Here is a 23,949-nt window from a genome sequence, read left to right as displayed (position 1 = left end):
CATATGGGGCCTGTGCGAGTCGGCGGGAAGACGCGATCCGCGGCGCGGTCAGGCGGCGCGGCGGTCCGGGGCGCGATGGCCGACGCGGGTACGCTTCATCGCGTACAGCATCGTATCCGCCCGGCGCGCGAATTCGCGCAGCGAGGTGCAGCCGGCGTCGAAGCGCGCGATGCCGACCGAACCGCCGCTCGCCATCGTCACGCCTTCCGACTCCACCGAGACGCGCAGCGCGGATTCGATCCGCTCCCGCAAGCCGTCGATATCGGCGGCGAGCGCCTCGTCCTCGATCACCAGCGCGAACTCGTCGCCGCCGATCCGCGCGGCGAAGACACCGGCCAGCCACGGCTCGGCCAGCGCGGCGCCGGTCAGGCGCAGCACCTCGTCCCCGGCGTCATGCCCCAGCGTGTCGTTGATCGCCTTGAACCCGTCGAGGTCGACCAGCGCCAGCAGCAGCGTGCCACCGTCATGGCGCGCACGATCCATCGCGCCTTCCAGCGTGCGGTCGAAGGCGGCGCGATTGGCGAGTCCGGTAAGCGCATCGGTGTCCGCCGAGCGGCGCAGCTGCTGTTCCAGCGCGTAGCGATCGGTCATGTCCATGAACACGCCGACGATCGCCACGACGCGGCCGTCGACCAGCTCCGGCTCGCCGATCGAACGGACGCGGCGGACGCTGCCGTCGGCGGCGTGGAAATCGCTCTCGAAGTCGAACGGCTGGGCGCGGCGCAGCGCGTCGTCGAGGATCCGCTTGACCTGCGGGCGCGTCCCCACCGGGTAGAAGTCGATCGCCTTGTGGAGCGGCGGCAACTGGCCGTGCGGCAGGCCGTGGATGCGGAAGACGTTGTCCGACCAGGTCAGCGAATGATCCGTCATCGACAGCCGCCACGAGCCGATCATCGCGATCTGTTCGGTCTGGCGCGAGATGCTGTCGCGGCGTGCCAGCTCGGCCAGCAGCTCCTCCGACTGGGTGGCGATGGCGACCGCGCGCACCGTCGCGCGGCGCGAGGCGAGCAGCGTCTCCGCCAGCGTGGCGAGGTGGAGCAATGTGTCGCGCCCGGCGGCGTCCAGGGTGCGCGGCGTGTCGTCGATCACGCACAGCGTGCCGACCGCGTGGCGGTGGCCGTCGTCGCCGTCGACGTGGAGCGGCGCACCCGCGTAGAAGCGCGCGCCCTGCTCCGTGACCAGCGGGTTGCCGGCATATTCGGCGTCCTGCGTCAGGTCGTCGATTACGATCGTCGTGTCGGTGCGGACGGTGCGATCGCAAAAGGCGACGTCGCGCCGGATCTCGCGCGGGCCGTCCGCGGTGGTGGCGGTGATCCAGATACGATCACGGTCGACCATGTTGATGAGCGCGGTGGGGCAGCCGATAACGCGCGACGCGAGCGCGACCAGGGCGTTGAATTCCTGCTGCGGTTCGGCATCCAGCAGGGCAAGCACGCGTAGCGCGGCGAGCCGTTCAGCCTCATCCTCAAATCGGTCGTTAAGCGACGCTTGTTCCATCCGTCCGATATAGCCGCAGGTTGCTTAATTTTGCTTTGCCGAAGCGGCGAGTTGATTGAAAAGACGGGATGGATTCCGTCGAGCCGCTTCCCATCGCCGTGCAATGGTCGGTCCATCTGGCGCGCGACCGGCGGCGATCGGCGCATACGGTACGCGCCTATCGGACGACGGCGGAGCGGCTGGTCGCGTTCCTGACGGTGCATTTCGGGCGACCCGTCGACCGCGCGGTGCTGGCGGGCGTCGAGGCGGCGGACCTGCGCGCCTATCTGGCGCAGCGGCGGGGCGGCGGGCTGACCAATGCGTCCGCGGCGCGCGAGCTGTCGGCGGTGCGCGGGTTCCTGGACTGGGCGAACGGCGCCGGCGCCGCGCCGCGGCTGAAGGGGCCGCGGGTCAAGGCGGGGGTGCCGCGCCCGGTATTGCCCGCGGACGCGGTGGCACTGGCGAGCGAGGTGGCGGAGGACAGCGACGAGCCTTGGGTCGCGGCGCGCGACTGGGCGGTGCTGCTGCTGCTGTACGGCGCGGGGCTGCGCATCGGCGAGGCGCTGGGGCTGACGGGGGCGGTGCTGCCGCTGGGCGAGACGATGAGCGTCACGGGCAAGCGCGACAAAACGCGCGTCGTGCCGCTGCTGCCCGCGGTGCGCGCGGCGGTGGAGGATTATGCGCGATCGGTGCCGTGGCCGATCGCGCGCGACGCGGCGCTGTTCCGCGGGGTGAAGGGCGGTGCGCTGTCCGCCGGGGTGGTGCGGGTGAAGGTGCGCGCGGCGCGTTCCCGGCTGGGGCTGTCGGAACGCACCACACCGCACGCGCTGCGGCACAGTTTCGCGACGCACCTGCTGGGGCGCGGGGCGGACCTGCGCGCGTTGCAGGAGCTGCTGGGGCACGCCAGCCTGAGTTCGACGCAGGTCTATACCGCGGTGGATGCGGCGCATCTGCTCGACGTCTATCGCGCCGCGCATCCGCGCGGGTGAGTCAGTCGCGCGGGGTCCAGGTGACGACGCGATAGAGGTAATAGCCGATCGCCAGCACGGTCAGCGCGATCCCGGCCGGGCCGACATAGCGGTCGAGGTCGGCGTAGCGCGTGCCGAGATAGAAGCCCGCCCCCGCCAGCACGCCGTTCCAGATGATGCTGCCCAGGAAGGTCATCAGCAGGAAGCGCCACACCGGCATCCGCGCCATGCCGGCGGGCAGCGAGATGAGCGTGCGGAACGTCGGCATGAAGCGGAAGACGAAGATGACCCAGCCGCCATGGCGGTGGAAGAAGGTGCGCAGATGCTCGACATCCTCCCATTCCATCGTCAGCCAGCGGCCGTGGCGCTCGACGAAAGGGCGGAAGCGGGCGTAGCCGAGGCGGCGGCCGATCTCGTACCAGAAGACGTTGCCCGCGGTGGTGCCCGCGGTGCCCCACAGCAGCAGCGGGGTCATGTCCATCTGCCCGCGCGCGACCGCGATCCCGCCCAGGCCCATGATGACCTCCGACGGGATGGGCGGCACGACATTCTCCAGCGCCATCAGCAGGAAGATGCCGACATAGCCTCCCCAGACGATCCAGTTGACGATGAAGTCGGTCATGTCATGCTCGGGATCACCACCCCCCCGTTCGCCCTGAGGAGGGGCCGAGCCTGTCGAGGACCCGTCTCGAAGGGTACGCGCCGCGCTTGTGCTTCGAGACGGCATTTCGACAAGCTCAATGCCTCCTCAGCACGAACGGGGGTGGGGTGGGAACGGCATGTCACGCCTATGCTTTGAGAATGCCTCTCGACGTCGCTTGATGCCTCCTCGGCACGAACCGAGGTGGAAGAAGGGCGCGCGACGGTCATGTCGCCCCTCAACCCATCCGTCAGGCGGCGCGTTCCGCCAGCCTGCGGTCGATCGCATCCCAGATCAGCCCGGCGACGTCGGTGCCGTCGAACCGCTCGATCGCGACGATCCCGGTGGGGGAGGTGACGTTGATCTCGGTCAGCCATTCGCCGCCGATCACGTCGATGCCGACGAAGATCAGCCCGCGACGCTTCAGCTCGGGGCCGAGTTCGGCGCATATCTCGCGCTCGCGGTCGGTGAGTTCGGTCTTCTGCGCGGAGCCGCCGACCGCCAGGTTGCTGCGGATCTCGCCCTCTCCCGGCAGGCGGTTGATCGCGCCCGCCACCTCGCCATCGACCAGCACGATGCGCTTGTCGCCCTTCGCCACGCCGGGAAGGAACGCCTGCACCATGTGCGGCTCGCGCCACGTCTGGTTGAACACCTCGATCAACGCAGAGAGATTTTCTCCCTCCGGACCGACGCGGAAGATCGCCTTGCCGCCGTTGCCGTGGAGCGGCTTCACCACGATCGCGCCATGCTGCTTCAGGAACGCGCGCGCCTCGTCCAGCGAGCGCGTGACCAAAGTCGGCGGCATGAAGCGGGCGTAATCGAGGACGAACACCTTCTCCGGTGCGTTGCGGACGCTGGCGGGATCGTTGACCACCAACGTGCGGTCGGCGATGCGCTCCAGCAGGTGCGTGGCGGTGATATAGCCGAGGTCGAAGGGCGGGTCCTGCCGCATCAGCACGACATCCGCCTCCGCGCCGAGATCGAGCGCGACGGGATCGCCGAACGCGAAATGATCGCCGACGACGCGCTGGACGGTGACCGGATGCGCCTTCGTCCACAGGCGCCCGTCGGACCAGTTGAGATCCTCCGCCGCGTAATGGAACAGGCGATGGCCGCGCGCCTGCGCCGACAGCATCAGCGCGAAGGTGGAATCGCCCGCGATGTTGATCGAGGCGAGCGGGTCCATCTGGACGGCGACGGTCAGCGGCTGGGTCATGCGCGGGGATGTAGGCGGCGGGTGGCCGCGTGTCAGTAGCCGATCCACGCATTCTCGATATGCCGCGGGCGCGTGCCGGGTGCCAGCAGCAGGACGTCGACGCGGATATCCTCTCCGTTCGTGGCGTAGCGCGGCATCAGCACCTCCGCCGCGGCCGCGACGCGCGCCAGCCGGCGCTGGTCGATGGCATGGTCCAGCTCGGCCGCGGTGCGCCGCGCCTTCACCTCGACGAAGGCGATGAGGTCGCCGCGCTTCGCGATCAGGTCCACCTCGCCCGCAGGCGTGCGGACGCGGCGGTCGAGGATGCGCCAGCCCTTGAGGCGCAGCCACCAGGCGGCGATCCGCTCGCCGCGACGGCCGGCGGCTTCGGCGGCGACGCGGGCGGCGGCGGGGCGGGGAGCGGGGGGACGCATCGCCGCGAGGATGGCGGCACCCGCAGCGCGGGGCAAGGCCGCGTCACGCATCCAGTCGGAAGCGGAACACGCGGCTCGGCCCGTCTTCGGGCACGACGTACAGGTCGCGTCCCTCGATCGTCATGCCCTCTCCGGTATAGGGGCCGCCGCGGCCGAAGGGGCGCACCGGCCCGATCGCACCGGCGCGCAGCGTGCGCGCGACCGTCATCGACGGCCAGTCGATCCAGTCGACGGTGCCGCTGAACAGGCCGCGATCGCCCCCGGCGACCAGCACGCCGTCGACGAACTTCATGTCCTGATAATGGGTGGCCGACGGGTTGCGGACGACGCGGGTGCGTTGTTGCCCCGTCAGGTCGAAGACGTAGAACAGCCGGCTGTCCCAGTTTCCCGCGATCAGCCGATCGCCCGCGATCGCGACGCAGCCGAGGTGATCGGGGAAGGACACGCGGCGGCGGATGCGGAACGTGTCGGCATCGATCTGGACCAGATCGGCGGAACTGTCCGGCCGCATCTCCGCGACCGGGATCCAGATCGATCCGCCGGCAACGGAGATCCCGCCGGGGTGGTATCGCGCGCCATCGGTCAGCTCCAGCCGGCGCAGGAAGCGTCCGGTCGATCGCTCGAATTCATGCAGATAGCCGCGCCTACTACCGCGATCGACCGAGGTCACCCAGATGCGCGTGGCGGTCATCGCCAGCCCCTGGACATGGAACAGCTCGCCATCGAGGTGCAGCGTGTCGAGCAGGCGCGCCGCCTCGATCCCGTCCGGGCGCGCGGAGGAGGCGGCGGTCGAGAAGTCCGGCAGCAGGAACAGCAGCGCGATCAGCACCGGGCGAAGCGAGCGGCGAAACATCGGGTCCCCTTCCCAACGAAGTCGCGGTCGCCATGGCGGTGTTTCGTGTCAGCGCGGCGGAGGTTTTGTTGCCGTTTGGTGTTGTGGGGCCGTTCAGCCCTTCATCTCCAGCGCCCGCGCATAGAGCGCCTTGCGGTCGAGGCCGAGCGCCCTGGCCACCTCGCCGGCCGCCTTGGACGCGGGGAGGCGGGTCAGCGCCTCGCGCAGCGCGGTGTCGGCATCCGCCTCGCTCGCGGGGGCGGGGGGATCAGGGGGTGCGACCACCACGACGATCTCGCCCTTGGGCGGTGCCTCGGCATAGCGGGCTGCGAGCGAGGAGAGGGTGCCGGTCACCGCTTCCTCGAACTTCTTGGTGATCTCGCGCGTGACCGCCGCCTCGCGATCGCCCAGGCCGGTGGCGAGGGCGGACAGGCAGGCGGCGAGGCGGGGACCGGATTCGTAGAAGACCAGCGTGGCGCGCACCGCGGCGACCTCCGCGATCACCTCGGCCCGGGCGTGTTCCTTCGACGGCAGGAAGCCCATGAACAGGAAGCGATCGGTCGGCAGCCCGGCGAGCGTCAGCGCCGCCACCCGCCGCGCACGGGCCGGGGATCGTCACCACCGCATGGCCCGCCGCGCGCGCCTCGCGCACCAGCTTGAAGCCCGGGTCGGAGATCAGCGGCGTGCCGGCGTCGCTGACCAGCGCCACCGCCTCGCCCGCCATGCGCGCGATCAATTGCGGGCGGACGTGCGCGGCATTGTGGTCGTGATACGGCGTCATCGGGCGCTTGACGCCGATATGGCGTAGCAGGCCGGCGGTAACGCGGGTATCTTCCACCGCGATAACATCGGCTTGCGCCAATATCTCGGCGGCACGCGGCGACAGGTCGCCGAGATTGCCGATCGGGGTGGCGACGATATAGAGGCCGGGGGCAAGAGAGTTCACGGGAGGTGTCATGGCAGAGGCGAACGCACGGCCGCAACGGGTCATTTCCCGGCTGGTCACGCTGGCGGGGGCGATGTTGCTGGCGGCGTGTTCGACGGTGGTCCCGCGCGGGCCGGTGCAGCAGAGCGTCGACCGGGCACCGCCGCCGCCGCGGGTGACGACGCCCGACGTGGCGCAGGGGCTGCCGCGCGACGTCGCACGCAACCGCGTCGCGCTGCTGGTGCCGCTGTCGGGCAGCAACGCGGGTGTCGGGCGCAGCCTGGCCAATGCGACGCAGCTGGCGCTGCTGGATACGAAGAACCAGCAGGTGCGCGTCACCAATTACGATACCGCCACGGGCGCCGCGGCGGCGGCGCGCAAGGCGCTGGCGGAGGGGGCGCAACTGATCCTGGGACCGCTGCTGGCGGACGACGTGCGCGCGGTGGCGCCGATTGCGCGCGCCGCGAACGTGCCGGTGCTGTCCTTCTCCAACGACGTCAGCGTGGCGGGGAACGGCGCCTATGTGCTGGGCTATGCGCCCGCGCAGGCGATCGAGCGCGTGGTGAGCTATGCCGCGGGCAAGGGGATCAGCAATTTCGGCGGGCTGGTGCCCAATGCGCTGTACGGCAGCCGCGCGTCGACCGCCTTCCTGCGCGCGGTCGAGCAGACGGGCGGGCGCGTCGTCTCGCTCCAGACCTACGACCGTGGCAGCGGGGCGATCGCGGGCGCGGTGCAGCGGATGGCGAAGGATGCGCCGTTCGGCGCGGTGCTGATCGCGGACGGCGCGACGCCCGCCAATGCGGCGGTGCCGCTGCTGCGTCGTGCGTCGCCCTCGACGCAGGTGCTGGGCACCGAATTGTGGAACTCCGACAACAATGTCGCGGGCGCCGCGGCGCTGAACGGCGCGTGGTTCGCGAGCGTGCCCAACAACCTGTACCGCCAATATGCGCGCAATTACCGCACGCGTTTCGGCGCGTCGCCCTATCGGCTGTCGAGCCTGGGGTACGATTCGGTGCTGCTGGTGGTGCGGATCGCGCGCGACTGGCGGCCGGGAAGCGCCTTCCCGGAGAGCAAGCTGCGCGATGCGGACGGGTTCGCCGGCATCGACGGCGCGTTCCGCTTCGGCCGTGACGGCGTCGCGGAGCGGATGCTGGAAGTGCAGGAGGTGCGCGGCAACACGACGGTGACGGTGTCGCCCGCGCCGAGCGAGTTCCGGCGGTAGATCATTGGCGAAGCCCCCTCCCCATCGGGGAGGGGGTGGGGGGAGGGGCAGCGTCCGGGTGTACGGCTGCGGTTGCGCGAGCCGTACCCGTATGACGAGCACGCACCCCTCCCCCAAACCCTTTCCCCGGAGGGGAGGGGGCTTTGTCAATCGTCACCCCACCTTCACCACACGCGGCAGGATCGCGTCGAGCAGGATCATCCCCGCCTCGCTGACGCACAGCCGGTCGCCGTCGCGTGCGATCAGCCCGGGCAGCGCGGCGATCGCCCGCTCATCCACCAGTTCGTCGACCGGCAGGCCGGTACGCGCGGCGATGCGCGTCAGGTCGACGCCCTCCGCCAGCCGCAGCCCCATCAGCAACGCCTCCGCGGCGCGCGTCTGCGGCGCGAGCGGTTCCTCGCTCTCGATGCCGTGCGCGTTGCGGTCGACCGCGGCGAGCCAGTTCTCCGGCTTGCGGCGGCGGACGCTGGCGAGTGCGTGGCGGCGGCCGTGCGCGCCCGGACCGATCCCGGCATAGTCGCGGTAGCGCCAGTAAGCGAGATTGTGGCGGCTCTCCGCGCCGGGGCGGGCGTGGTTGGAAATTTCATAGGCCGGGCGATCCGCCGCCGCGGTCATCGTGCGGGTGAGGTCGAACAGGTCGGCGGCGGCATCGCCGTCCGGGATCGTCAGCCGCCCCGCCGCCGCCTCGGTCGCGAAGCGCGTGCCCGGCTCGATCGTCAGCTGGTACAGCGACAGATGCTCGGTGCCGAGGGCGAGCGCGCGCGCCAGTTCGGCCTGCCACGCCGCCGGCGACTGGCCGGGGCGTGCGTAGATCAGGTCAATGCTGACGCGCGCGAACGCGCCTTGCGCAACGTCGAGCGCGCCGAGCCCTTCGCGCACGTCATGCGCGCGGCCGAGGAAATGGAGCGCGGCGTCGTCCAGCGCCTGCAACCCGAGCGACACGCGATTGACCCCGGCGGCGGCGATGTCGGCGAAGCGCGCCGCCTCGACCGAGGACGGATTGGCCTCCAGCGTGATCTCGACATCGCCGTCGGGGGTCCAGGCGGCGGTCGCCGCGTCGATGATCGCGGCGACGGTGGCGGGCGGCATCAGCGAGGGCGTGCCGCCGCCGAAGAAGATCGACCCCAGCCGGCGCCCGGGCAGCAAGGCGGCTTCATGCGCGAGATCGGCAAGGAGCGCGTCGCGCCAGCGCTGCTGGTCGACCTGCTCGCGAACATGGCTGTTGAAGTCGCAATAGGGGCATTTGGACACGCAGAACGGCCAGTGGACGTAGAGTGCCAGCGGTTCGTCGGACGGGGCGGGGGGGATATTGTCGGCGGGCATCGCCGCGCCGATATGGCGGCGATGCGCCCGAAACGCCATGCCGTCGCCGCCGCCCTCGCGCTCCTCCTCGGGGCATGTTCCGTCGATGCCGGCCCGCCGCGGGTGGTGGAGCCGCGGGTCGACGCCGCACCGGCGGCGCGCGGCGAGGCGCTGCTGCGCGCTGCGATGCTGGATGGCCACAACCGCGCGCGGGCGGCGGTGGGCGTGCCGCCGCTGGTATGGGACGATGCGCTGGCGGCCTCGGCACAGGAGTATGCGCGCGAAATGGCGCAAACCGGGCGGTTCGCGCATGCCGAACAACCGCAGGGACCGGGACGCGAGGGAGAGAATCTCTTCACCGGCACGCGCGGCGCCTATCGCTATGACGAGATGGTGCAATTGTGGGTCGACGAGCAGCGCGATTTCGTGAACCGCGCGGTGCCCGGATCGTCGCGGTCGCGCGATTGGGGCGGCGTGGCGCATTATGTCCAGATTGTATGGCGCGACACGAAGCGGGTCGGCTGCGCGACCGCGAGCGGGCGCGAGGACGACTTCCTGGTGTGCCGCTATCTGCCGCCCGGCAATGTGGTGGGGCAGACCGCATTCTGATCGATTATCGCGGTCGGCGAATGACCCGCGCGACGACGGCGTGTAAACCGCGGGGAAGCTGGTGCCCCCGGCGAGATTCGAACTCACGACCTGCGGTTTAGGAAACCGTCGCTCTATCCTGCTGAGCTACGGGGGCACGCGAGCGGTGCGTAGAGGGTGCGCCGGCGCGAATCAATCGGCAAGGCCGGTCGTCGTCGGCCGCCGGTGGCATCGGCGACGCGGAGCGGTGCGCGAGATGTCGCGCACCGCCCGGCGGCCGATCCGCCGCGCCCGGTGACGGTCGCAGGCGGATCGGCGAATATCGTCAGGCCTTGACGTGCTGCGAAATGTACTTGTTCATCTCGAACATCGTGACCTTGTCCTTGCCGAAGACCTTCTTCAGCTTGTCGTCGGCGAGGATCTCGCGCTTGTTCTCCGGGTTCTGCAGGTTGTTCGACTTGATATAGTCCCACACCTTGCTGATGACCTGGCTGCGCGGCAGCTTCTCGTTGCCGACGACCGCACCCAGCTCAGCCGAGGGCTGAACGGGGGCGTGGATGCCACCGGTCTTGGGGGCAGCCGCGTCGGCCTTGGTCTTGGTAGCCATTGCATTCCTTCCTGTTGCGCCGACCGACGGGCCGGCTCCTCACGGAATCACGCCTTCTTGAGCGCAGTGCGCTTGTGCGCCGCCTTTCCGCCGTTGTCACTCTCTACCAGAAATTGCGGATCGTCCTTCGACGCCCGCACCTTGTGCCCCTTGATCGTGGTGTCGCCGGTCAGCTTCTTCTCCACGGTGCCGTGGGCAGTGCCGCCATGCGACTTCCACGTCACCTCGTCACCCTTCTTCAGATCGCCTGCCATGTCGCCGCTCCTTTGCGAAAGATCGAGCCCGATCAATCGGCGGGAGCGGCGAATGGTTGCCTCAGCGCGTCAGAACTTGAACCCGGCGGCGATGCCGTAGCGGCGGGGTTCCAGCGTGAAGATGTTGGTGAACAGGCCCGACGACTGATCGGTCAGGTACAGGCCGGTGGTGGCGTTGTTGTCGAACAAATTCTGGACGAAGCCGCGCACGAACCAGCGATCCTGCGCTCCATTGAACTGGAGCTGCGCGTTGACGACTTCATACCCCTGAACCTTGTTGATCGGTCCGTTGAAGATGTTGCCGTAGCTTTCGCCGGTGTAGGTCACGTCGAAGCGCGGGACGAGCGACATGCCGTTCGAGAAGTCGATCGTCTTCTGGATGCCGGCGGAGAATTTGACAACCGGTGCCTGCGGCAGCTGGTTGCCGGCCAGGCTGACGCCAATGCCTTCCACGACCGAGATCGCCCCAGCGGGAACGAGGGCGGTGTTCGCGGCGGCGGCGGTGAGCGCCGAGCAGATGCTGAACGCGCCGGACGAGGCGCCGAGATTGGCATCGCTGGAGAAGGCGGTCGGGCCGCGCAGGCCGTTGGTGGCATCCAGCCCGGCCGATGCGTTGATGCCGTTGTTCACCGCCGAGACGAATGCCTGCGCGACCGCAGCGCCGCCAGCGTTGGCGCGAACGACGCAGTTGGAGGCGTTGGTGATGTCCTTGATGATGACGGTATTGGGGTTGCCGCCCGACGGATCGCGCTGATTGATGAACAGCGTGTTGGACGTCACCTTCGTGTGCAGATAGCTGGCGCCCATGTTGACGGCGACGCCCTGGCCCGGCCGGAAGACCGATTCCGCTTCGACACCCCAGATATCGGCATCGATATTGTCGTTGATCGACGTGCGCGCCACGATGCGGCTGAGCTGAAGCCCCTTGTACTTATAATAGAAGCCCGTGAGGTTCAGCGTGAAGCGACCATTGTCGAAGGTGTTCTTCGATCCGATCTCGAACGCGTCGATCTTCTCGGGAACGAAGGAATCGGGAACGGTCAGCCCCGGCACCTGGAGCGGCGGATTGAAGCCGCCGGACTTGTAGCCGCGCGAATAGGACGCGTAGAGCAGGTGGTCATCGTCGATCTTGAAGTCGAGTACCGCACGCCCGGTCAGCGCGTCGAACGTCCGATTGCGGAAGGCGAAGCTCTGCACGCCTGCCGTGGCCGGATCGGCATCGTAGCTTCCGACATAGGGCGACGAGAAGGCACTGCCCGTCTGGGTATAGGGCACCAGGAAGCTGGCAAGGGTGGAGCGTGCCTGCAACGACTTCTTGTCATTGTTGTAGCGCAGACCAAGCGTCAGCTTGAGCTTGTCGTTGAAGTCGAAATACGTCTCGCCGAAGATGCCGTAGGATTTCAGGCCGAAATAGGGCGTCGCATTCCGGAAGAACGGCGTTCCCAGGAAGGAGGGGGGCAGCGGCCCGCCTTGGGACGCGGGGTTGCCCAGTGCGGTGAAGCTTCCCAGCACCCCGACGAGATAGTCGATCGACGATGCGTTGACGTAATAATCGCCGTCTCGCACGCGGGCGTCGAGATAGATGCCGCCGAGCAGGAAGTTGAACGGACCGTCGAAGTCGGACGATACGATCGCCTCGGCCGACCACGACTTCACCTTCTGCACCGATCGGTCGAACGCGGCCGGGACCGGACCGCACCGCTTGAAGCCGCCATAGGAGCCCAGGCCACTCTGCTCGGGCAACGAGGTGCAGATGTCGCCGGTCGGGCCGTTGGGGATCACCGCCGCGGCGATCGGTGCGAAATAGGAGGCCGGCAGGCCGGGGACGAGGCCCGCGGCGGCCGCGGCGAGGCCGTTCAGGCCGGGCTGGATGATCGCGCGATTCTGGACGCCCAGGTTATAGTCCTGCGACGAATCGACCGAATTCTCCTGATAGATGCCGGTCAGCTGCGCCTTGATCGAGCCGAAATTGTGCTCGATGCGCCCCTGTATCTGCAATTCGTCGGTCTTGTAGGTCGGGGTGAAGGCGGTGCTGACCTCGCGCGGATCGTTCAGGATCGGCGATCCCGCATAGACGTCCGGCCCATACAGGCTGCCGAGCCCGAGCAGGCCACCCACGGCGGCGCTCTTCGTGTTGATCGCGAGGAACTCGCGGCTGCTCAGCGTGCTGGAGAAGGTGGAATTGGTGTTCGTGCGGCCATTGTCGCGACGCTGGTTCAAGCAGCCCAGGACGCCGGTCGAGTCGGTCTGGCACTGTTGCTTCTGGATGCGGAGGCGATCGTCGTCCTCCTTGAAGTAATAGCCCATGATGTCGACGGTGGTGTCGAGCGACGGCTCCCACCGCAGCGAGCCGCGAATGGCATACATGTTGCGCCCGTCGATGCGCGTGTTGTTGTAAACGTTCTTCGTATAGCCGTCGCGGTTGAGGTAGAAGCCGGCGACGCGAACCGCGAGCGTTTCCGTGATCGGCAGGTTGAGCATGCCCTTCAGGCGGATCGAGTCGTAATTGCCGTATTCGGCCTCGCCGGATGCATGGATCGCGTCAGTCTGTGCCTTGGCGGTGATGACGTTGATGACGCCCGAGGTCGCACTGCGGCCGAACAGCGTGCCCTGCGGACCGCGCAGCACCTCGACGCGCTCCAGATCGAAATATTCCGTTTCGAAGATGCGGGTCGCAACCAGCGGCGAGCCGTTGGTGTGGATCGCGGTGGCGGCATCGCACGAGATGCCGACGCACAGGTCGCCGATGCCGCGGATCGTAAAGCTGGCCCCCGTGAAATTCCCCTTCGAAAACGTGATGTTAGGAAGGGTGAGCTGAAGGTCCGAAGCGTTGTCGATCTGCTGGCTTTCCAGCGCCGCGGCCGAGAAGGCGCTGACCGCGATCGGCACCTCCTGCAGCGTCTGGGACTGGCGCTGGGCGGTGATGACGATATCCGGGGCGTAGCCAGACGTGTCATTGCTCGATACGCCCTGCGCCGGGGCACTCGCCGGCGCGCTGGTGGTGGCCCGGGTCTGGGCGGCGGCGGGCGCGGCCGCCAGCAGGCTGATGGCGGACGCGCACAACAGGTCGAACTTCTTCATGGACATCCCCTCCGCAAGCCGCATCCGATCTGTCGTCGGTCTGTCGGCGTTTGATGATGCGGTATGGAAGGTAGCGACCGAAAATTTCGTTCGTCAAACGATTTTGCGCAGCTTTTGTGCGGTGGGTGCGGTTAGTGGCACAATTGCACCATATTCGGAATCGAACATCGGTCATGCTGCGCTGCGGCAGGATCGCAAGGTGGGGACACGATGACGGAATTGACGGGACACACGCCGGAGGACGGCGATCTGGTGGCGGAGCAGGGCAAGGTCGCGGTGCCCGACGAGGTGGCCGACGCCGTCCGCACGCTGATCCGCTGGGCCGGCGACGATCCGACGCGCGAGGGGCTGCTCGACACGCCCAAGCGCGTGGCGCGGGCGTGGCGGGAATATTGCGTGGGCTATGCCGACGATCCGTCGCATCATCTGTCGCGCGTGTTCGAGGAGGTCGGCGGCTATGACGAGATCGTGCTGCTGAAGGACATTCCGTTCCAGTCGCATTGCGAACATCACATGGCGCCGATCATCGGCAAGGCGCACATCGCCTATCTGCCCAAGGACCATGTCGTCGGCATCTCCAAGCTGGCGCGCGTGCTCCACGCCTATGCGCGGCGGTTGCAGGTGCAGGAGCGGCTGACCGCGGAGGTGGCCGATTGCATCTGGCACGGGTTGAAGCCGCAGGGCGTCGCAGTGGTGATCGAGGCGAGCCACGCGTGCATGACCGCGCGCGGCGTGCGCACACCCGGCGTCGGCATGGTGACCAGCCGCATGATGGGCGTGTTCCGCGACGACGATCGCAGCCGCAAGGAAGTGCTGTCGCTGATGGGGCTGGGCAACAAGGGGTAGCCGTGATGCGCGTGCTGGTGACGGGAGGCGCGAAGCGGCTGGGCGCGGCGATCGTGCGCGCGGTCGCCGCGGCGGGACACATGCCGGTGATCCATTGCGGTCGCTCGCGCGCGGAAGCGGAGGCGCTGGCGCGCGAGGTCGGCGGGTCGGTGGTACAGGGCGACCTGTCCGATGCGGAGGCGGTGCGCGCTCTGTTCGCGGCGGCGCGGGCGGACGGGGCGGTGGAGGGGCTGGTCAACAGCGCGTCGCTGTTCGCGTTCGACCGTCCCGGCGCGATCGACCCGGCGCTGGCGGCGCGGCTGCATGCGGTGAATACGGTGGCGCCCGCGCTGCTGACCGCGGCGCTGGCGGCGCAGGGCGGCGAGGGGGCGGTGGTCAACCTGCTCGACCAGAAGCTGGCGAACCCCAATCCCGACTTCTTCTCCTATACGCTCAGCAAGGCGGCGCTGGAGACGGCGACGGTGCTGATGGCGCAGGCGTTCGCGCCGCGGGTGCGCGTCAACGCGGTGTCGCCGGGGCTGACGCTGCCGAGCGGGGACCAGAGCGACGACGAGTTCGCGCGGACGGGCCGTATGAATTTGCTGGAGCGACCGGTCGGCGCGGCGGCGGTGGCGCAGGCGGTCGTCTATCTGCTGGAGGCGCGCAGCGTGACGGGGCAGAATCTGTTCGTCGATTGCGGGCAGCGCTTCGTGAAGAGCGACCGCGACGTGATGTTCGACGGGCGCGACGATGGCTGAATTCACGATCATCCTGAAAGATCTGTCGGTGTCGATGCGGCTGGGCATCCACCCGCATGAGGCGGTGCCGCAGCGGGTGCTGGTGTCCGTCTGGATGACGGTCGATTATGCGCGGCCGCCCGCGGCCGATTCGATCGACGAAGTGCTGGATTACGACGGGGTGCGCGACGGCATCCTGGCACTGGCCGCCGAGGGTTTCGCATTGCAGGAGACGCTGGTGGAGGCGATTGCCGCCTTGTGCCTCGCGGATGCGCGAGTCGCCCGGGTACGGGTGCGCTCGGCCAAGCCGGACATCTTCCCGGATGCCGCCGTCGGGTGCGAAATCGTTCGGGAGCGCTGTCCTACACGTTGATGTTCTGCCTATGTTCCGCTCCAATCCAATGGAGGGAACATGATCGACGATCTGATCGATGCGGTGATCGACCGCGAGGGCGGCTATGTCCACCATCCCGCCGACCGCGGGGGCGCGACGCGGTTCGGCATCACCGAGGCGGTGGCGCGCGCCAACGGCTATCACGGCGACATGCGGCTGTTCGCACGGCCGGCGGCGGTGGCGATCTATCGCCGCGTCTATTGGGTGCGGCCGGGATGGGACCGGGTGGCGGAGCGCGCGCCGCGACTCGCCGCCGAATTGTTCGATACCGGGGTGAACATGGGGCCGGCGGTGGCGGCGGGGTTCCTGCAACGTGCGCTCAACGCGCTGAACCGCGGCGCGCGGGATTACGCCGACGTGGTGCTCGACGGGCGCATCGGCATGCAGACGCTGGCCGCGCTCGACCGCTTCCTGGCGACGCGCGGTGAAGCGGGGGAGGAGGTGCTGCTGAAGGCGGTCGAGGCGTTGCAGGGCGAACGCTATCTGACGCTCGCCGAACAGCGGCCCGCCAACGAGGCGTTCCTGTACGGCTGGCTCGCCGGCCGGGTCGGCTGAGGGGAGGGCGGACGATGGCATTGATCGACGGGATCGTCGGGCCGATCGCGGGGCTGCTCGACAAGATCATCCCCGACCCCAAGGCGCGCGAGGCGGCGAAGCTGGAACTGCTGCGACTGGAGGGGACGCAGGAGATGGAGCGCGTGCGCACGCAGATGGCGGCGGTGCTGGCGGAGGCGGGGTCGACCGATCCGTGGACCAGCCGGGCGCGGCCGAGCTTCCTCTATGTCATGTACGCGCTGCTGCTGTGGAGCATCCCGATGGGGCTGATCGCCGCGGTGCAGCCGGAGATGGCGCTGGCGATCGGGCGGGGAATGAACGCGTACCTGGCGGGGATACCGGAGCCGCTCTACGCGCTCTTTGGGACGGGGTATCTGGGGTACACGGTGGCGAGGGAGTGGGGGAAGGCGAAGGGACGCTAGGCTTCTGGCCCTCTCCCCTTTGGGGAGAGGGTTGGGTGAGGGGTTGGGGTCTCGCAGAGAGGTTCGTCTCGGTGAGACACCTGCCCCTCACCCCAGCCCTCTCCCCGGAGGGGAGAGGGAGCCCGTTTAGCCGTGTCGCGTCAGCCGCTGGGGATCGGGCGGCACGCGCATATGGGCGCCATGTGCGGCGTCCAGATATTGCGTCGCCATCTCGTAATGCGCGCGGCAGACCGCGGGGTCCTCCGCCTCGGCGGCCAGCTTCAGTTCCGCTTCGGCGCGAAACTGGAAATACAGACGGTCCTTGTCGGTAATCATCTACGCCACTCACTCTCCAACGCCCCTATGACGCGGGAGCGTTAAGAGTTCCATCGTCTGCGTCATAAGTTTGCGTCAGGTGCGGCGCAGCATGCGATGGGCTTGCCGGACCGAGGGGGCACGCCCCATATCGCGCGGCATGAGCGGGAACGATCCACATTCCATGCCGGTCTGGCATGGCACCACCATCCTTTCGGTACGACGCGGCGGCAAGGTGGTCGTCGCGGGCGACGGCCAGGTTTCCATGGGCCAGATCGTGATGAAGCCCAATGCGAGGAAGGTCCGTCGGCTGGGTGCCGACGGCAAGGTGATCGGCGGTTTTGCGGGCGCGACCGCGGACGCCTTCACGCTGTTCGAGCGGCTGGAAGCGAAGCTGGAGCGGCATGGCGGGCACCTGATGCGCGCCGCGGTGGAGCTGGCCAAGGACTGGCGCACCGACAAATATCTGCGCAACCTGGAGGCGATGATGATCGTCGCCGACCGCGAGACGACGCTGATCCTGACCGGCAACGGCGACGTGCTGGAGCCGGAGGCCGGCGTCGCGGCGATCGGATCGGGCGGCAATTACGCGCTCGCCGCGGCGCGCGCGCTGGTGGACTATGAGCAGGATGCCGAGACGATCTGCCGCAAGGCGATGGGGATCGCGGCGGAGGTGTGCGTCTATACCAACGATCGGCTGACCGTGGAGACGCTGGAGAGCAACTAGCCCCTCCCCTTCAGGGGAGGGGTAGGGGGTGGGGGAGGTCTCACCGAGACCAGCTTCTGTGACGTGTGACTGCGCCACCCCAACCCCTCCCCTGAAGGGGAGGGGCTTTTCCAAGAAGTAGAGAAGAATGAACGACAATCTTACCCCCAAGGCGATCGTGGCGGCGCTGGACGCGCATATCATCGGGCAGCGGGACGCGAAGCGGGCGGTGGCGGTGGCGCTGCGCAACCGCTGGCGGCGGCAGCAGCTGTCGGGCGACCTGCGTGACGAGGTGACGCCCAAGAACATCCTGATGATCGGCCCGACCGGGTGCGGCAAGACCGAGATCAGCCGCCGCCTCGCCAAGCTGGCCGATGCGCCCTTCGTGAAGGTGGAGGCGACCAAGTTCACCGAGGTCGGCTATGTCGGACGCGACGTGGAGCAGATCGCGCGCGATCTGGTCGAGGAAGCGGTGCGGCTGGAGAAGGAGCGCCGTCGCGCCGCGGTGAAGGACAAGGCGGAGGCCGCGGCAATGGACCGGCTGCTCGATGCGCTGGTCGGCAAGGATGCGAGCCAGGCGACGCGCGACAGTTTCCGCGCCCGCTTCCACGAGGGGCATCTGGCCGACAAGGAAGTCGAGCTGGAGCTGCAACAGGCGCCGCAGATGCCGTTCGACCTGCCGGGCGGCGGTTCGGTGGGGATGATCAACATCTCCGAGATGATGGGCAAGGCGTTCGGCGGCGGGCCGAAGCAGCGCCGCCGCCTGCTGGTACCGTCGGCGTGGGAGAAACTGGTCGAGGAGGAGGCCGACAAAAGGCTGGATCAGGACGAGGTGAGCCGCGTCGCGCTGGCGGATGCGGAGGCCAACGGGATCGTCTTCCTCGACGAGATCGACAAGATCGCGGTCAGCGACGTGCGCGGCGGCTCGGTCAGCCGCGAGGGCGTGCAGCGCGACCTGCTGCCGCTGATCGAGGGCACGACGGTAGCGACCAAATATGGGCCGATGAAGACCGACCATATCCTGTTCATCGCCAGCGGCGCCTTCCATGTCGCCAAGCCGAGCGACCTGCTGCCCGAATTGCAGGGACGCCTGCCGATCCGGGTCGAGCTGAAGGGGCTGACCGAGGACGATTTCGTCGCGATCCTGTCGGATACCAAGGCATCGCTGCCGGCGCAGTACAAGGCGCTGATCGCGACCGAGGGCGTCGAGGTCAGCTTCACCGAGGACGGCATCCGCGCGGTGGCGAAGATCGCGGCGGAGGTGAACGGCGAGATCGAGAATATCGGCGCGCGTCGCTTGCAGACCGTGATGGAGAAGCTGCTGGAGGAGGTGAGCTTCGACGCGGAGGACCGGCAGGGCCAGGCGCTGATGGTCGATGCCGCCTATGTCGAGCAGCAGCTGTCGGGCATCGCGCGCAATTCCGACCTCAGCCGGTTCGTGCTGTAGGTGCGGGGAAGGGGGGCGGTCCGTGGGGACCGCCCTGCCGTCAGGCGACCGGTTCGGCCTGAGTCAGGCTGGCGCGAAACGTTTCGACCTCCTCATCCGGCAGGATGATGTAGTTGGTCATCTCCGCGACGAAGCGCTCCGCGCCGAAATGATCGACGGGTTCGATCGTCATTCCCGGCAGGATGCGGAACGGCGTGTAGCCGGACGCCGCGAACGTCTCCATCAACGTCCGGCAGCGGCGCTCGCGAAAGGCCATCGTCTCGGTTTCGGGGCCGCTGTAGTTGGTGAGGTACGGCAGCACCTCGACCAAGACGATCGGGCGATCCTCTTGCAGGATGCCGGTGAAGCCGGACAGCACCTCCAGCTCGCCACCCTCGACATCGACCTTCAGGATCGCGATCCGGTCGGCGGTGATGCTGCGCACGACATCGTCGCCCCGCTCCACGAAAATCGTCTTTTCGAGCTTGCGCGCGTTCTGCGCGGTCCAGAACCCGTCGATCATGGTCGCCTGAGGATCGGCGCCGGTGGAGTAATGGAAGGTCATCGTGCCCCGCCGGTCGCTGAGCGCGAGCGGGACGATGGTGCAGTCGCTGAGCGCGTTGATGCGGATCACCTCGTCCACATAGGCGACACAGGCGAGCGAGGGTTCGAAGCCGATATAGGGGCGCGACGGATCCATGCTTTTGACCTTCAGCAGGATCTGGCCGACGTTCACGCCGACATCGGCGAACGTGCCCGCGCGGCGGCGAAGGATGAAGCCGATCATCCGTTCGAAATATTCCTCGTAGCTGGCGAGGTGTTCCTTGCTCAGTTCGCCGCGGAGCGGGATGGTGTAGATGGTATCGCCGACCGCGACCCGGCGGTTGAGCGGCGCGGCGGAGAACGTATCCTGTACCTTGATGATCGCGCTATCGAAAAGTCCCATGATCGGCCCCCCGGATCTACAGGCGAATGTGTCGCGCCGCGACCGTACCAGCATCGTCCATCAACGATGCTGACATGGGTTATCGAATGGCGCTATCGCAGCAGATCGTCGCGGATGCGGATCGCGCGGATCGACAGGCGGACTTCGATCAGGAAGCCGGTGAAGGCGGCGATCAGCAAGGTCGTGGCGGCGATGAAGGCGACCGCCACCAGCTGGCCGACGCGAAAGTGGGTGAGCGCGCCGACGAACAGCAGCGCGACGACGGTGCAGGTCGCGACCGCGCTGGCCACCGCCAGGAAGAGCGCGACGTTGATGATCCCCATCCGCCGCGCCAGCAACCGCAATTCCCAGACCACCTGCGCACGGTCGCCCGGCGCGAGCGCGGCATGCCGATCCTCCCGGTCGCGGGCGCGGTCGACCACGCGCGACAACCGCCCCGCCAGCACGTTGAGCAGCGCCCCGATGCCGGTCAGCATGAACACCGGGCTGACGGAGGCGTGGATCGCATCGACGATGGTCGGCAGGGCGGGCGCGTAGCTCATCGCGCCATTGTCTGACGCCGTGGGCGCGCGTCCACAACAGCCTGGTAACAAACTGTTGCTACGGCGGCAGAATGATCGTCCAGCGCTTCGAAGAACCGGCCGAGGCGGCAGGCGCGCAGGCGCGCTGCCTGCCGGGACTGCCCGAGGCGATCGACGCGGTGGCGGCGGCCGCGCCCGCCACGCACCATTTCCTGCGCCGGCAATGGTATGCGGCGGCGGTGGCGGCCTATGGCGGTGCAGCGCGGACAATCGTCGCGACCGAGGGGGCGGCGGTGCCGTCCGTGGCGCTGCCGCTGGTGGCGGCCGGCCCGCGCCGGGCGCGCCTCGCGATGGTGCCGGGCTGTTACTGGCCGTTCCGTGCGCCGGTGATGGCGCAGGCGGCCAGCGACGCCGCGATCGATGCGCTGTTGGTGGTCGCCGCGCGAGAGGTACGCGCGCTGCGCATCGGGCCGGTGGCGGATGACGATGCGGTGATGGTGCGGCTGCTGGCGCGCGCGCGGGCGGGCGGCTGGGCGACGATCAGCCGCATCGTGGGGACCGGCTATCGGCTCGACATGGTGGCGGCGCGCGCGGCGGGGACGTGGCCGCGCAGCTCGACGCTGAAGAAGAACCGGTTCCACGAAAAGCATCTGGCGGCGCATGGCGCGCTCGACTGGCGCTTCGTCACCGGGGCGGGCTGGCCCGAGGCGTTCGACGCGATGGCGCAGGTGGAGAAGACGAGCTGGCTGGCGGATCGTACCGACGGACGCGATACGAAGTTCACCGCCTACGGCCATGGCGCCTTCTTCCGTGCGGCGGCGCAGGACCCGGTGCTGGCGCGCATGTTCCACGCCGCGATCCTGACGATCGACGGCGTGCCGAGCGCCTTCTCGTTCGACCTCGACGTCGGCACGCTGAAACATGCGATCGCCAACAGCTATGCGCCGGCGGTGGCGAAGCATTCGCCGGGCAAGCTGCTCTATTATCGCAATCTGGTGCAGGCGCTGGAGCGCGGTGTCGAGCGCGTCGACTGGGGCATGGGCGACAGCGGCTACAAGCGGGTGATCGGCGCGCGGGAGGGGGCGATGCTGCGCGACTGGGTGCTGGTAAGGCCGGGCCTGGTGGCGCGATGCTTGAGGGCGGTGCGTCGGCGCGGCGACTAGCGCGGGTTCGCCAGGATCGCCTCGACCGCGTCGATCATCCCCGCCAGCGCCTCCGGGCGGCTCCAGAAATGGTGGTCGCCGGTATCGGAGCGGTCGAGCGCCGCCTCGCGCGCGGCGAGCAGCGTCTGCCCGGTCAGCCCGGCGAACAGGATGCGCTGCTTGACCAGCGCCCCGGGCAGCGGCGCCAGCAGCGCGTGGACATGCTCCATATAGCGGCGATAACTGTCCGAATGTTCCGGCACCGTCGCGCGGAACAGCTCGCGACGTTCGTTCTGCACGTTGACGATGAAGCGGAAATAGGTTTCCGACTCGCCCGTCGTCCGGCTCAGCTCCAGCCCCGGCAGGATCGTGGCGGCTACCAAGTCGCGCAGCGTCATCGCCGCGCCCTTGGCCTCCGCCGCGTCGATCAGCGCGCCGCGCCGCGCGTCGATCTGGTCGGCGCCGTCGATCAGCAGTTCGCGCAGCAGGTCGTCCTTGCTGCCGAAATAATAATGGACCGCGGCCGCGTTGCGCTGTCCCGCGGCCTCCACCACCTCGCGCATCCCCACCGCGGCGATGCCGCGCTCGGCGAACAGCCGGCGGGCGGCGCGCTTCAATTCGTGGCGGGTCGTGCCGCCACGGGAGGCGGCGGGGGGAGGAAGGGCGATCATGGCCGTCCAGCATCGGCGAATCTGCGCCCGCTCGCAAGGCGTTGACGCGGGTGCAGTGTCTCGCGACAAAGCGAACGACTTAATTTGATGATAGGCGAGGGGATCGGCCATGAAGGCGCTGCGCTATTTCGGCGAACGCGACATCCGCTACGATGCGATGGAGGATCCCACCCCGCTAGGCGCCGGCGACGCGATCGTGAAGATGGACGCGTGCTCGATCTGCGGCAGCGACCTGCACATCTATCACGGGCATGGCTTTTCCGAGGATGTCGGCTTCTGCGTCGGGCACGAGGCGGTGGGCGAGGTGGTCGAGATCGGCCGCGGCGTGCGCCAGCTGAAGGTGGGGGACAAGGTGATGGTGCCCGCCGCGGTCGGGTGCGGTGCGTGCCGTTCGTGCCTAGCGGGCGATGTCATCCACTGCGCGAACAATGCGGGCGGCTGCTACGGCCTGTCGGCGGCGTTGCAGGGCGTGCAGGCGGAGGCGTTCCGCGTGCCCATGGCAGACAGCAATGCGTGGCTGATCCCCGACGGCATCTCCACCGACCAGGCGCTGATGATGACCGATGCGATGGCGACCGCGTGGTTCGGTGCACGCGGCGCGGACATTCGCCCGGGCAGCGACGTGGCGGTGATCGGGCTGGGGCCGATCGGGCTGATGGCGGTGGAGAGCGCGTTCGTGATGGGGGCGGGGACGGTCTATGCGATCGACCCGGTGCCGGAGCGGCGCGCGCTGGCGGAGGCGGTGGGCGCGGTGGCGCTGCATCCCGAGGTGGCGCTGGAGACGATCCGCGACGCGACGCACGGGCAAAAGCTGCCGTGCGTGATCGAGGCAGTGGGTGCGGATGCGACCGTCGACCTGGCGCTGCGGCTGGTGGGGCGGCGTGGCACGGTGTCGGTGATCGGAGTGCAGCAATCGCGGCGCTTCCCCTTCCCGTTGGAGCGCGCGTTCGCGGCGGGGCTGACGTTCCGCACCGGCACCTGTTCGGTGCCGGAGGAATGGCCGGCGCTGATCCCGCTGATCCAGTCGGGGCGGCTGCGCCCGGAGCGGTACATCAGCCACCGGATGGACCTGTCGCAGGGGGCGGAGGCCTATGCGCTGTTCGACAAGCGGGAGAATGGAGCGTTGAAGATGGTGCTGACGGCGTGAGGTGAGGGGCGGGGTGACAACGTCACTCCGCGCCCGGATAGCCCTTTTCCTTCAGCAGCCCGGCCAGATGCGCCGCGTTCGTCGCCAGCATCGCCGCCGTTTTCGTCACCTTTTCCGGCGTTTCGGGCAGGTCCTTGAAGTCGGTACTGCCATAGGCCTCCCCCACCCAATAGACTGCGCCGACCGCGGGGATGGTGAAGCCGACGTCGTTGAGCGCCTGGAAGACCTGCGCGGTCGAGACGTGCGCGCCATCCTCGTTGCCGACGATCGCGCAGACCGCGACCTTGCCATAGCTGGGCATGCGGCCCTCGTCGTCGGTTTCGCCGAGGAAGGCGTCCATCCGCTCCATCACGCGCTTGGCGACGCTGCCCAACTGCCCCATCCAGATTGGACCGCCCAGGATCAGGATGTCGGCGTCGAGGATGCGGCGGCGCAATGCGGGCCATTCGTCGCCATCGCCTTCGTCGCTGGTGACGCCGGGCTTGATGTTCAGAGCGGCGACGCGGACCGGTTCGGAGACGGTGACGCCGCGCGCGGTCAGGGCGTCCGCCACCACCTTCAGCATGGCGTCGGTGGAAGAGGGGGCGGTGGCGTCCGCCTTGAGCGTACAGTTCAGGGCGATGGCGGTCAGCGTCATGG

General features: G+C 68.5%; 26 protein-coding genes, 1 tRNA gene and 1 pseudogene. 12 read left to right on the top strand and 16 right to left on the bottom strand.

The genetic code is table 11. The features are described from left to right. Positions 1–48: 48 nt before the first annotated feature. Positions 49–1,434, bottom strand: coding sequence for a diguanylate cyclase domain-containing protein (locus PGN14_RS08085; protein WP_335298972.1), 1,386 nt, complete (start codon positions 1,432–1,434; stop codon positions 49–51). 131 nt (positions 1,435–1,565) lie between these two features. Between PGN14_RS08085 and PGN14_RS08080 the strand changes: the two genes are divergently transcribed. Further along, on the top strand, positions 1,566–2,465 hold the full coding sequence (locus PGN14_RS08080) for a tyrosine recombinase XerC (RefSeq protein ID WP_335298970.1): 900 nt from the start codon (positions 1,566–1,568) through the stop codon (positions 2,463–2,465). Between the two features lies 1 nt (position 2,466). Here PGN14_RS08080 and PGN14_RS08075 read toward each other — a convergent pair whose 3' ends face one another. The 5 genes and pseudogenes from PGN14_RS08075 to rsmI all read right to left on the bottom strand — a co-directional run bounded on the left by PGN14_RS08075 (position 2,467) and on the right by rsmI (position 6,503). Continuing rightward, a complete protein-coding gene (locus PGN14_RS08075) occupies positions 2,467–3,066 on the bottom strand; it encodes a DedA family protein (protein ID WP_335298969.1) in 600 nt (199 codons plus the stop codon). 268 nt (positions 3,067–3,334) lie between these two features. After that, a complete protein-coding gene (gene gshB / locus PGN14_RS08070) occupies positions 3,335–4,300 on the bottom strand; it encodes a glutathione synthase (RefSeq protein ID WP_335298967.1) in 966 nt (321 codons plus the stop codon). Positions 4,301–4,332: 32 nt separating this feature from the next. Further along, positions 4,333–4,713, bottom strand: a complete 381-nt coding sequence (locus PGN14_RS08065) for a YraN family protein (protein ID WP_335299196.1) — start codon at positions 4,711–4,713, stop codon at positions 4,333–4,335. Positions 4,714–4,756: 43 nt separating this feature from the next. Next, positions 4,757–5,566 carry a DUF6454 family protein gene (locus tag PGN14_RS08060; RefSeq protein WP_335298966.1) on the bottom strand — a complete coding sequence of 270 codons (810 nt, stop codon included), beginning with the start codon at positions 5,564–5,566 and terminating at the stop codon, positions 4,757–4,759. Positions 5,567–5,659: 93 nt separating this feature from the next. After that, a pseudogene (rsmI, locus tag PGN14_RS08055) lies at positions 5,660–6,503 on the bottom strand (16S rRNA (cytidine(1402)-2'-O)-methyltransferase). Here rsmI and PGN14_RS08050 point away from each other — a divergent pair. Continuing rightward, complete coding sequence (locus PGN14_RS08050; protein ID WP_335298965.1) at positions 6,502–7,692, top strand: penicillin-binding protein activator; 1,191 nt, start codon at positions 6,502–6,504, stop codon at positions 7,690–7,692. The pseudogene rsmI and the gene PGN14_RS08050 overlap by 2 nt on opposite strands. A gap of 153 nt (positions 7,693–7,845) precedes the next feature. Here the strand turns inward: PGN14_RS08050 and hemW are convergent, their stop codons facing one another. Next, positions 7,846–9,015, bottom strand: a complete 1,170-nt coding sequence (hemW, locus tag PGN14_RS08045; RefSeq protein ID WP_335299195.1) for a radical SAM family heme chaperone HemW — start codon at positions 9,013–9,015, stop codon at positions 7,846–7,848. Between the two features lie 21 nt (positions 9,016–9,036). Here hemW and PGN14_RS08040 point away from each other — a divergent pair, with 21 nt between their 5' ends. After that, on the top strand, positions 9,037–9,603 hold the full coding sequence (locus PGN14_RS08040) for a CAP domain-containing protein (protein ID WP_335298963.1): 567 nt from the start codon (positions 9,037–9,039) through the stop codon (positions 9,601–9,603). Positions 9,604–9,662: 59 nt separating this feature from the next. Here the strand turns inward: PGN14_RS08040 and PGN14_RS08035 are convergent. From PGN14_RS08035 to PGN14_RS08020, 4 genes are all read right to left on the bottom strand, one after another. Next, positions 9,663–9,739: transfer RNA gene (locus tag PGN14_RS08035), tRNA-Arg, on the bottom strand. 168 nt (positions 9,740–9,907) lie between these two features. Then, positions 9,908–10,189 carry an SWIB/MDM2 domain-containing protein gene (locus PGN14_RS08030; RefSeq protein ID WP_335298962.1) on the bottom strand — a complete coding sequence of 94 codons (282 nt, stop codon included), beginning with the start codon at positions 10,187–10,189 and terminating at the stop codon, positions 9,908–9,910. Positions 10,190–10,236: 47 nt separating this feature from the next. After that, positions 10,237–10,443 carry a DUF2945 domain-containing protein gene (locus PGN14_RS08025; protein WP_335298961.1) on the bottom strand — a complete coding sequence of 69 codons (207 nt, stop codon included), beginning with the start codon at positions 10,441–10,443 and terminating at the stop codon, positions 10,237–10,239. 69 nt (positions 10,444–10,512) lie between these two features. Then, entirely contained in the window at positions 10,513–13,524 is a 3,012-nt protein-coding gene (locus PGN14_RS08020; RefSeq protein ID WP_335298960.1) for a TonB-dependent receptor, read from the bottom strand. Positions 13,525–13,734: 210 nt separating this feature from the next. Here PGN14_RS08020 and folE point away from each other — a divergent pair, with 210 nt between their 5' ends. Genes folE through PGN14_RS07995 form a run of 5 tightly spaced genes read left to right on the top strand, consistent with a single transcriptional unit; the run spans position 13,735 to position 16,457 of the window. Next, positions 13,735–14,370 carry a GTP cyclohydrolase I FolE gene (folE, locus tag PGN14_RS08015; protein ID WP_335298959.1) on the top strand — a complete coding sequence of 212 codons (636 nt, stop codon included), beginning with the start codon at positions 13,735–13,737 and terminating at the stop codon, positions 14,368–14,370. 5 nt (positions 14,371–14,375) lie between these two features. After that, on the top strand, positions 14,376–15,107 hold the full coding sequence (locus tag PGN14_RS08010) for an SDR family oxidoreductase (protein ID WP_335299194.1): 732 nt from the start codon (positions 14,376–14,378) through the stop codon (positions 15,105–15,107). Continuing rightward, positions 15,100–15,459 carry a dihydroneopterin aldolase gene (locus PGN14_RS08005; protein WP_335298958.1) on the top strand — a complete coding sequence of 120 codons (360 nt, stop codon included), beginning with the start codon at positions 15,100–15,102 and terminating at the stop codon, positions 15,457–15,459. The genes PGN14_RS08010 and PGN14_RS08005 overlap by 8 nt, the downstream gene beginning before the upstream one ends. Positions 15,460–15,498: 39 nt before the next feature. Beyond that, the gene (locus PGN14_RS08000) at positions 15,499–16,035 is read left to right on the top strand and encodes a glycoside hydrolase family 108 protein (protein ID WP_335298956.1); all 537 of its coding nucleotides are present in this window, start codon (positions 15,499–15,501) and stop codon (positions 16,033–16,035) included. Between the two features lie 14 nt (positions 16,036–16,049). Then, a complete protein-coding gene (locus PGN14_RS07995) occupies positions 16,050–16,457 on the top strand; it encodes a holin family protein (RefSeq protein WP_335298955.1) in 408 nt (135 codons plus the stop codon). A gap of 126 nt (positions 16,458–16,583) precedes the next feature. Here the strand turns inward: PGN14_RS07995 and PGN14_RS07990 are convergent, their stop codons facing one another. Next, positions 16,584–16,772, bottom strand: coding sequence for a hypothetical protein (locus PGN14_RS07990; protein WP_335298954.1), 189 nt, complete (start codon positions 16,770–16,772; stop codon positions 16,584–16,586). A 163-nt stretch (positions 16,773–16,935) separates the two neighbouring features. Between PGN14_RS07990 and hslV the strand changes: the two genes are divergently transcribed. After that, complete coding sequence (gene hslV / locus PGN14_RS07985; protein WP_443019480.1) at positions 16,936–17,478, top strand: ATP-dependent protease subunit HslV; 543 nt, start codon at positions 16,936–16,938, stop codon at positions 17,476–17,478. Between the two features lie 127 nt (positions 17,479–17,605). Beyond that, the gene (gene hslU / locus PGN14_RS07980) at positions 17,606–18,904 is read left to right on the top strand and encodes an ATP-dependent protease ATPase subunit HslU (RefSeq protein ID WP_335298952.1); all 1,299 of its coding nucleotides are present in this window, start codon (positions 17,606–17,608) and stop codon (positions 18,902–18,904) included. 40 nt (positions 18,905–18,944) lie between these two features. On the opposite strand, the gene PGN14_RS07975 is transcribed toward hslU, so the two are convergent. Together PGN14_RS07975 and PGN14_RS07970 are read right to left on the bottom strand one after the other, a co-directional pair. Further along, positions 18,945–19,829 carry an FkbM family methyltransferase gene (locus tag PGN14_RS07975; RefSeq protein WP_335298951.1) on the bottom strand — a complete coding sequence of 295 codons (885 nt, stop codon included), beginning with the start codon at positions 19,827–19,829 and terminating at the stop codon, positions 18,945–18,947. 92 nt (positions 19,830–19,921) lie between these two features. Continuing rightward, positions 19,922–20,371, bottom strand: coding sequence for a DUF2721 domain-containing protein (locus tag PGN14_RS07970; RefSeq protein ID WP_335298950.1), 450 nt, complete (start codon positions 20,369–20,371; stop codon positions 19,922–19,924). 71 nt (positions 20,372–20,442) lie between these two features. Here PGN14_RS07970 and PGN14_RS07965 point away from each other — a divergent pair, with 71 nt between their 5' ends. Then, positions 20,443–21,513 carry a GNAT family N-acetyltransferase gene (locus tag PGN14_RS07965; RefSeq protein ID WP_335298949.1) on the top strand — a complete coding sequence of 357 codons (1,071 nt, stop codon included), beginning with the start codon at positions 20,443–20,445 and terminating at the stop codon, positions 21,511–21,513. On the opposite strand, the gene PGN14_RS07960 is transcribed toward PGN14_RS07965, so the two are convergent. Beyond that, positions 21,510–22,163 carry a TetR/AcrR family transcriptional regulator gene (locus PGN14_RS07960; RefSeq protein WP_335298948.1) on the bottom strand — a complete coding sequence of 218 codons (654 nt, stop codon included), beginning with the start codon at positions 22,161–22,163 and terminating at the stop codon, positions 21,510–21,512. The genes PGN14_RS07965 and PGN14_RS07960 overlap by 4 nt on opposite strands. Positions 22,164–22,272: 109 nt before the next feature. Here PGN14_RS07960 and PGN14_RS07955 point away from each other — a divergent pair, with 109 nt between their 5' ends. Then, positions 22,273–23,310 carry an alcohol dehydrogenase family protein gene (locus PGN14_RS07955; RefSeq protein WP_335298947.1) on the top strand — a complete coding sequence of 346 codons (1,038 nt, stop codon included), beginning with the start codon at positions 22,273–22,275 and terminating at the stop codon, positions 23,308–23,310. A gap of 22 nt (positions 23,311–23,332) precedes the next feature. Here the strand turns inward: PGN14_RS07955 and PGN14_RS07950 are convergent, their stop codons facing one another. Beyond that, the gene (locus PGN14_RS07950; RefSeq protein WP_335298946.1) at positions 23,333–23,947 is read right to left on the bottom strand and encodes a flavodoxin family protein; all 615 of its coding nucleotides are present in this window, start codon (positions 23,945–23,947) and stop codon (positions 23,333–23,335) included. Between the last annotated feature and the right edge of the window lie 2 nt (positions 23,948–23,949).

It is taken from the genome of Sphingomonas adhaesiva (assembly GCF_036946305.1).
In the GTDB taxonomy this organism is placed as follows: domain Bacteria; phylum Pseudomonadota; class Alphaproteobacteria; order Sphingomonadales; family Sphingomonadaceae; genus Sphingomonas; species Sphingomonas adhaesiva_B.
The sequence above is the reverse complement of the archived record's forward strand: the minus strand, read 5'-3'. Positions and strand labels throughout refer to the sequence as shown.